This window comes from Salinispira sp. (assembly GCF_059431795.1).
Genome location: NZ_JBXWXS010000040.1, coordinates 38,616 through 47,527 on the forward strand (window position 1 = coordinate 38,616; position 8,912 = coordinate 47,527).

The following is an 8,912-nucleotide window of genomic DNA, read 5'->3' on the forward strand; positions in this document are numbered from 1 at the left end:
AAAGATTTTGCTAAATTGCTTGCAGCTTCTAAAAAGCGAAAGCGAGGTAATATATGCTGGAGGCTCAGTTTATTACTTATTTGTGATTCGACAGTATCTTTCCATCAAAATGTAGTTGGAAGATTTTACCTTCTCGTTCACGGTCACCCAAAAAAAGCTTTCCATCAAAATATGATTGGACAAACCCTTTCACCCATATAAATCTGCAATCATCATTATCAGTAAATTCATTAAATATACGAGGTTCTGAACCATTCTTTTCAGTCTTGTGCCAGGCTTGCAGCACCAGCCTATGGTCATATTTGACCGTATTTTCAGGTAAAATTGTAAGATAAATTTCTTTGGGTTTACTGTAATCCGACGGCAAGTTCGCCTGAATAATTTCTGCCATCGTGTAGAGGATCCAGAATAAATATTTTTCCGAAACTTCGATAACCTTCTGACAGTCTATACATGTGTACAGTATTCGATCGATTTTGATTACTCTAAGAACTCTAGTTACCTGTTCGAGAAACTTCTCTAAATCCACCGTATCAATTGCTTTTACATGCGTATTCAACAGATTGTTCCGACTGCTAAATATAGAATTTACATCTTGCATCTCGGATAGGATTTTTCTGAACATATGCTCCCGTGCTTTCGCCGGCATCTCTGCTGAAACATTCTGTAGTTCGGCTCTGGCTTCCACTAACTGATCATTGGCAAACTCGTTTAATTCTGAAATAACCTTGTTCTGGAATATATCGAATTGTGAAAGGATGCTTGCTGCCTGGATATTTTGGAGACGTCTGTTGTCGGTTTCTACTGCGAGAAGGATAAATATTATATTCAGAATCAACATCAACGGTGGTATAATTAGTAAGATGAGTACATTTGTAACTGTATTCGTAAGCAGATCCGTTTCGCGAGAAAATTCTTCCAGCAAAACGATAATGCTCCTTGTTGACCACACAAGAGCAAGAGCAGTAGTAATTGCGGAACAAAGACCGGTGATCTTCCACAAAAATTTGCTTTCTTTTTCCACAATATTCTTATGGGAGGAGAGTCGCGCTGCGATGAGAATGTACAGACCCGCGTAAAACAAACCATTCAATGCACTACAAAGACTACAGTTCAATCCCGAACTGTAGCTGATTAACACGAAGAAATAAAACGGGAGGAAGATCATTAACTGTCTCCAACTGACTCCCCGTTTATTTTTTAGCCTTTCCACCATTTCTGCATATGCATGCACCGAAGCGTACAGCAGCATCGACGGCAGAAAGTGGAGATATTCCGGTAATAACGGTTGCATGATAATTGCAAGCACTGATAAGAGAAAAAGTATATATGAAAGGGTCCCCAGGAACAGAAAACGAGGGCTGCCTTTTCGGATAAGGTAGAAATTCGCAATAAGCATTATCGCAGATGAAATCAGGAATAATAGGTAGGCGGTAAACAAATCTAACTGGATCATTGTACGTCTCTGCTCCCGTTTGAGTCTTCCTGAAGAGAAAATGATATAATGTGTTGAGGAAAATAGCTTCTAATCTTCAGCTCCCCCATGTGAATTGACCGTATAAATTCTTTTAACCAGCCTACTCTTGACAGCAGGCTGGAACCATCATCTAATGCTGCGGTAAATATTTCCGTCGTTTCAAAAATACCTGAAATATCCTTATGACTATCAAAAGTCAAGAAAATCTCTATTACCCCTGAATTACGTTTCCAACGAATATGAACTTCTTTCTCAGTTTCAACTTTCAGAAAGGACTGGATGATCTCGGCGAAGCTGTGGAGTATCGTGAACAAATGTTGATAGGAAGTGTTCACAGGTGAAATATCGTTTTCATTTATATATGTGATCTTGTTCGAGGAAAAGCTTCTTTTCATTAATCTATTCAGAGTATTAACTGATTCTTTTATATCCATTTTGTTCAAATTATTCGAACTATCTGTCAGCAGTACTTTACGGTCGTTAAGAATCGTCAGCAGTGCTGTGAGATTCTCAGCTGCCAGATCACGTATTCGGTTGAATTCATCACTTCTATACTGGGATTTTTCAAGAAGGCTGATTAGGATGTTTGCATTTCCAAAAGGAGTGTTGATTTCATGGTTTAAGCCATTAATGAGTTCGGCATACAAAGACTCGCTTTCATAGATCAGAAATTTTCTTGCTATTTTTGCTCTCCGTTCATTTTCCTGTTTGAGTATAATTAACAATCCCGCCACATTTATTATGAAAATAACCTCAGGTATGATAAGAGTGGAAATGACATTGAACCAATTATTTGCCATTAACTCACCTACAGCAGTATTGGAAAAAGGACTGAGTCCTACAAGAAAACGTATGAAGAACATCAACGCCATAATAAGCAGGGAGTATGTTAGCAAACCGACTGTATTTGTCCGAAGTATGCTATCCCGGTCCGCAGAGTCCATATATTTTTTCTTAAGTAGATAGAATGCCCACATATGAGAGACAAGGTACGTAGAAGATCCGAATAGTGCTCGGGCAATATTGGATTCGAAAATCAGTATTTCCGCAAACATAATCGGAATGTAGAAAGAGGCATATATAACAAAAGGCCGAATTTTTGGCAGGGCATCGCCGGCAATGCTATGTACAAGCGCTACTATAGAATAAACGATTAGTATTGCGATCACCTGAACTAGCAGCTGACCTGCGATGGGGGCAGCAGCTTGTAAAAGTATTGAGCCAGCGGTGAGCAGCCAGGCTCCCATATACATCATCAGCCACGGCAGATGGCGGTTTTGGGGAAGCTGGCGAAACACAATATAATCTGCAAAAACTGTGGTCGCAATAAAAAGGATCAAGACGATGTAGGCAGTTGTAAGGTCAATCCCCATATCAAAATATTATAAGCTATTACATAAAATTTTGTTAGTACGAGCAATCGGGAGCTTATACTGCCCCTGGCAATTTCTCACAGAACAACATGTTTGTATGCCGGTCAGGGATGTACATCTTTAATGATATTATGTGCCGCTGCATGGAAATTTCACGGGTGATTTTCGATAGTGTAGGATCATAATTTTTCTGATCAGACCAGCTAATGCAGTATGGAATCGAATTGCCCTAGCTCCTCGACCACATTCGATGGCGAACCCAGAAGCCTCTTCCTCTTCTAAATCTACCCAGGGTATCAACAGGAAAGCTGTCCCCAGTGATTATTAGGGTTCAGTTTACCGCCAAATGGCGGGAAAAATTCTCGAATGCAAGCTGCTGTTTATCTTCAGTTCGATCCATATCCCCCTCCGCCACAGAAACAGGAAAAAGATTTTCGGCTGCATTTTACAAGACCCTTGCACTTTGGAAGAAAATTCTAAAAGTATTTCATTTATAGGAAGAGAGATAGGGGTTTTTGGGAAGCCCTGGGTATTCCATAATTTTCAAAGGAAAAAACCTCTTATTGACAAAAACAAATTTCCCGCAATAAGGTGATGAGGTAACAACATCAGGGGGATATGTATGCGAAAAACGCGAAAACAGGTAATTGGGGCAGCGTCGTGGCTGCTATTGGGGGGGCTGATCTTTCTGCTCTCATCCTGCAGCAGTCAGCCCACAGCGCCGGACCAGCGTCCGGGGTGGATAAGCCGGGAGGCGCGGGAAGCGGTGGTGCCGGTGGAACAGCTTCAGGACGGGGATATTGACCGGTATCTTCAGGTAGAGAGCCCAGACTGGCGGGATCAGGTGGTGTATTTCATCATGACCGACCGCTTCGATGACGGAGTTCCAGCCAACTCCGACCAGGGAAAGGGCGAATATGATCCCGGGAAGAACAGCCATTACAGCGGCGGCGACCTGAGGGGCATAGCCGACAACATCGACTACATCAAAGGCCTGGGTGCCACATCCATCTGGATCACTCCTCCGGTTGCCAATCAATGGTATGATTACGCGGTGAATTACGGGGGATATCACGGCTACTGGGCGGAAAATTTTCAGAAACTGGACGTACACATGGGAACCCTGGACGAGTATCGGGAGCTTTCAGCTCTTCTGCACAAAAACGATATGTATCTGATCCAGGATATTGTCACCAACCATACGGGGAACTTTTTCACATACGACGGCCCATCAAGCCGATCGAACCCGGCAAGAGGATATGTGGCCAATGATAACTTCGTTCCCCGCAACATTCCAAGCCAGTACCCGTTCAACCTGAACGACCCTAACGATCCGGAAGCACTGGAGACCGCCGCCTACCATTGGACGGGTCCCATTGCAAATTACAATGTTCAGAAACAGGTATTCAACAATCAGCTCTCGGATCTGGACGATATCAACACGGAAAACGAGCTGGTGCGGGACGTCCTGAGGGAAAGCTACGGTCACTGGATTCGGGAAGCCGGTGTAGACGGATTCCGCATCGACACGGTGAAATACATTCCGGTTGAGTACTTTCACGATTTTCATTATTCAGACGATGAGGATGCGCCGGGAATTTTGAATGTGGCCAATGAACTGGGAAAGAGTGATTTTATCACCTTCGGCGAGGCATGGATCGGCAGCAGTCCGTATAGCGATGAAGCTGATAAAAAAATCGCCGAATACCTGGGCAGCGAAGATGAGCCGGCAATGCCTTCTCTTCTCAATTTCACATTGAACCAGGAAATCAGAGAGGTGTTCGGATCGGGAGCGCCCACCGACCGGCTTGCCTACCGCATGGAAGCCGCCTACCGAAACTATCCCGATCCCAATCGGCTGTTCACGTTCATAGATAATCACGACATGGACCGTTTTCTCTCCATTGCCGGCTACGCGGATATGCAGCTGGCTCTGGCTTACATTTTCACAGCCCCGGGAATTCCCGTGGTGTATTACGGCACCGAGCAGCACTTCAATGAAACCAGGCAGGCCATGTTTGCCAATGGCTTCGCATCCGGCGGGGAAGACCATTTCAATGCCCAAAGCCGGGCATATTCCTACATTTCCCGGCTGGCAGAATTGCGGAACGAATATTCCGCCCTGCGCAGAGGGGTCTACCGAAACCTGGGAGCCAGCAGCTCCGGACCGGGCCTTCTGGCCTATGCCATGGACGGCACAGCGGAGGATGGGGAGCCCCGGGATCTGGTTGTCCTCATGAACAGCGCGAATTACAACTACCTGGTTTCGGATCTTGATACCGGACTTGACGGAGCCTATGGCTTCAAATCGGTATTCAGTGCGGGGATGGAAGGTTCCCATGCCATGCTGGACGGCTTTGTGAGCGACGGATCGGGCAACATCAGCCTGGTACTTCCGCCCAAAAGCCTGGTGGTTCTTGAAAACACCGGTTCAGTACAGGAAGCCGCAGCCCGAAGCGGAAACATCAGCATTGCAAGCATGGACGCGGGAACCGTACTCACCGAAGACAGCCCCGTATCAGGCAGCGCAGAGGGAGTAAGCAATCTTCAGCTGGTAATCGACGGAAATCTGGACCGGGCCATCGATCTCAACAGCCAGGGTAACTCCTGGAGCGGAGTGATCCCTGCGGAACGCTATGCCAACGGTCCCCACAGTATTACCATTGTGGGCAGAGACGCCGGGGACCGCCTGCTGAGCTCTCCGGCACTGAACGTGGAAATTGACCTGGCCTTCTCCTTTGCCACCCGGGTGGAAGATGAGGTGGGCGATGACGCGGGCCCTGAGGGAGCGTACATTTATCCTCTGGATGAAAGCTTCAACAACCAAATGGATATTCAGGCTGTGGAAATTCACCGGGCGGGCACCAATCTCCGTCTGGATATTTATCCCGCAGGACCCATATCAACTGTATGGCAGCCCGCCAATGGCTTCGACCACGTGTACTACTACGTATACTTCGACGCCCCATCTCGGGAGGGAGCTACCGAACTCCCCTTCCAGAATGCTTCAATGCCCCAAGGCAGCGACTGGGACGTGATGATGATGGTGGGCGGCTGGAACGCAAGTCTCTACAACTCGGAAGGGGCCGGGGCTGAATCCTACGGCACGGCCATCTCCAGCTCCATAGAAATAGATGTGGACGAAGAAGCGGGACGATTGAGCTTCACCATAGAAGGTGCGGGTCTGGGCAACCCCGAAAGCCTGGATGGTATGGGAATATACATTACCACCTGGGACTACGACGGCCTTGAAAGCGCAAACCGTCTGCTTCAGGCCGAGCCCGACGCCTATATTTTCGGCGGGGGAGATTTCGAGTCCGATCCGCTGATCATGGACGATCTGCCGCTGATTCGCCTGGGAACTCAAGAATAAACTCCGGTCTCCCGGTCCGGCAGATAATTTGGAGCTTCGCTGCAGCGAGGCTCCTTTTTTTTATCCATATTCAAATACCTGCCCCTCCCCTGCAATTGCCCCCAGTTCCCCGGCCATTCATTTCACCAGCCAGCCCCCCGGCTTTCCAATCTTTAATTCTGGTGTATACTGTGACCCTTACACCGTCGGATTCAAGGAGTACCGGAATGAACAGCTTACATCAGCGCATATTCACCGCATGCCTGGCTCTTTTCATGATATCTGCCGCCGCCGTCACTCAGGAAGTGGAGGTGAGTTTCCTCTCGGGAGAAGTTTTCTGGGAAAACGGCAGAGGCCCAAACCTGCTCCAGATCGGCGATGACATTGCAGTGAGCGGAATCTTAATCCTGGAGAGTGAATCCACCGTAGAACTGAACCTGGACGGAAACAGGGTATTCTTTGGCGCTCCAGGAAACTACTCTCTGAGAAGAATCTACCGCATGACCGGCAGCCGGCGGCAGGAAAGTCTGCTTAAATCTCTGGAAGGACGGATTCAGAAAAGTATCCAGGACAGAATCACAAGCGGCAATGCACCGGCTGGAGTTCGGGGAGACGACTCGAGTGGTGATGGGGACCCAGGGAGCATCTACTCCACCCCGACTGAGGAACTGTTCGCCCGGGGGCTCGAGGCCTTAGGGGAAAAACGGATTCAGGATGCCTTCTTTCTGTTCGAAGAGGCCTACTACGCGGCTGCTGGGGAGGAGTTCAACCAGGCGGCTCTTTATTTAGCCTATTGTGAGCAGCTCTTGGGAAACCTGGATGAAGCCGCCGAACTCTACAATGATGTAACGCTCAGTCCTGAAGACGATGAACTGTACGCCCTCTATGTTCTCAGCTCAGCGGAACTTCAGCTGAAACAGGGGCGGTGGGCTGAAGCTCTGGATATGCTCAACGGGCTCATTGAATCCCAGGGAGGCAGCGCCGGGTTCGCGCCTGCTCCCGCAGACCTTCAGCAGGCCCATTACCTTCGGGGTCTCGCCCGCTCCCGGCAGGGAGATACCGAGGGCATGAGAACAGATTTCCGGGAGGCGGCGGAAATCAACGCCAACCCCCAACTGACCATTGTAATCGAGGAGCTTTTGTGGGGGGAATAAAACCACCTCCTTCAAAAGGATTAAACCGCCTCAGCCAGAGATAGATCAGAAGAGACTTTCACTCCCAAGCGAGTGCGCCCTACCAGGCGCACCAAAAAAGCCCGCCTGAGTAATCCCAGGCGGGCTTTCTTATTCACTCCGTTGAAGTTGAATAAATTGTTTTCAATCTACTCATAATAGCGGACATTCAACCCTACATTGGGCTCTTCAGTTTCCTGAGCCTTAAACTGGATCAGCGATCCTGTAGGAGTCTGTCCAATCGGTTCAAGCATAATGTCTAAGGATTCATGCCCCTCGTTAACCCACTTGGCTGCCGCTTCGCTAAGATCCACCTTATACGTTGCGCCAAGCTCGGTGAAACTGATCTTTTCACCGAAGGGTTCGCTTTTGCTCAGCATCTCTTCGTACTCCCCAGCTGCATCCTCTTTCCATTCATAACCGGGATTGATAACCCGGGGCTGGAACACGGCCTTGTCTATTTCGTCCCCTTCAACACTCCTGTATTCCAGAATCATAATGGCTTCGCTAACAGAAACAGCGTTCTGAATAAAATCTCTCATGTTGAATGCGAACACCGCTGCAAAAGGATCCTTTTCATCTTCATAGAGCCCCGCAAACACATAATCTTTATTGAGGGTATCGCCGTTACCCCTGAGGGTTGCATCTTTATATGGTGGAAGTTGGCTTTCTTGCTCATCCGCACTGCTGTCATCAACTTTGATATTCACACTATATGAATCAGTCAAGTTGTCGTCATCTGTTACGGTGAGTGTAACGGTATAACTTCCCGGCTGAGTGTATGTATGAGTCAGATCTGATGATATGGTCCAGGCCAGATCTGTGATCAGTGTACCTGTAACAGGTGCTGATCCGTCACCAAAGTCCCATTCATAGCTTGCCAGATCAGAATTATTGCTTTCATCCACCACGTATGAATCATTCTGGTTTATCTTGAGTACGTTCAAGCCTCCATCGATATCAAGCAGAGTTGAGTCTACGGCAAACTTCGCCACCGGAGCGGGGTCTGAGCCTGCATCCGTTATGCTCACATCGTGACTGGCGGTTGCTTCGGCACCCTGATCGTCGGTGACGGTGACCGTGACGGTGTACTCCCCGGCGTTTGAAAAGGTATAACTTTCTGTTGGGTTTAAGCTGTCATAAGACGTGCCGTCACCGAAATCCCATGCGTAGTTGTCGATGCTGCCGTCCGAATCGTTTGCGTCGACGGTAAAACTTAGGTTGGCCCCGGTATCACCGTAAGCTTCACTGCTTGCATCGAAGCTCACCGTGGGCACTTCGTTGCTGCTTCCGGCAATCACATTTACCCGAATGTCATCGGCCGCAGGATCGTAGGGATCGCTGACATTGAGCCGGATGATATAATCTCTTGCTACATCCGGTGTGAAGCTGGTATAGAAGACCCCGGGGTTCCCCCTGTGTCAACATAGAAGTCACCTGAAAGGAGGCTTTTATGAAATACAGTTTATCGTTCCGAAATGCAGTGCTCAAGCAGGTACTGCCACCGAATAACCGGAGCGTTGCATCGGTTGCGCGGG

Annotated in this window: 5 protein-coding genes; 2 read left to right on the forward strand and 3 right to left on the reverse strand. The window is 48.1% G+C overall.

Annotation, left to right across the window (positions count from 1 at the left end; translation table 11 throughout):
- Window positions 1–76: 76 nt before the first annotated feature.
- Window positions 77–1,456: a hypothetical protein gene (locus AC52PS_RS13560; protein ID WP_495563612.1), complete on the reverse strand. Its 1,380-nt coding sequence runs from the start codon at window positions 1,454–1,456 to the stop codon at window positions 77–79.
- Complete coding sequence (locus AC52PS_RS13565) at window positions 1,453–2,850, reverse strand: hypothetical protein (RefSeq protein WP_495563613.1); 1,398 nt, start codon at window positions 2,848–2,850, stop codon at window positions 1,453–1,455. The genes AC52PS_RS13560 and AC52PS_RS13565 overlap by 4 nt, the downstream gene beginning before the upstream one ends.
- A gap of 622 nt (window positions 2,851–3,472) precedes the next feature.
- On the opposite strand from AC52PS_RS13565, the gene AC52PS_RS13570 reads away from it, so the two are divergent.
- Both AC52PS_RS13570 and AC52PS_RS13575 read left to right on the forward strand, forming a co-directional pair.
- On the forward strand, window positions 3,473–6,223 hold the full coding sequence (locus AC52PS_RS13570) for an alpha-amylase family glycosyl hydrolase (RefSeq protein WP_495563614.1): 2,751 nt from the start codon (window positions 3,473–3,475) through the stop codon (window positions 6,221–6,223).
- Between the two features lie 206 nt (window positions 6,224–6,429).
- The gene (locus tag AC52PS_RS13575; RefSeq protein WP_495563615.1) at window positions 6,430–7,356 is read left to right on the forward strand and encodes a tetratricopeptide repeat protein; all 927 of its coding nucleotides are present in this window, start codon (window positions 6,430–6,432) and stop codon (window positions 7,354–7,356) included.
- A gap of 167 nt (window positions 7,357–7,523) precedes the next feature.
- Here the strand turns inward: AC52PS_RS13575 and AC52PS_RS13580 are convergent, their stop codons facing one another.
- Window positions 7,524–8,675: a PKD domain-containing protein gene (locus tag AC52PS_RS13580; RefSeq protein ID WP_495563616.1), complete on the reverse strand. Its 1,152-nt coding sequence runs from the start codon at window positions 8,673–8,675 to the stop codon at window positions 7,524–7,526.
- Window positions 8,676–8,912 lie beyond the last annotated feature (237 nt).

Coding starts and splice junctions, on each gene's coding strand:
- AC52PS_RS13575 (WP_495563615.1), top strand. CDS start 6,430: ATGAACAGCTTACATCAGCGCATATTCACCGCATGCCTGGCTCTTTTC.
- AC52PS_RS13565 (WP_495563613.1), bottom strand. CDS start 2,850: ATGGGGATTGACCTTACAACTGCCTACATCGTCTTGATCCTTTTTATT.
- AC52PS_RS13560 (WP_495563612.1), bottom strand. CDS start 1,456: ATGATCCAGTTAGATTTGTTTACCGCCTACCTATTATTCCTGATTTCA.
- AC52PS_RS13570 (WP_495563614.1), top strand. CDS start 3,473: ATGCGAAAAACGCGAAAACAGGTAATTGGGGCAGCGTCGTGGCTGCTA.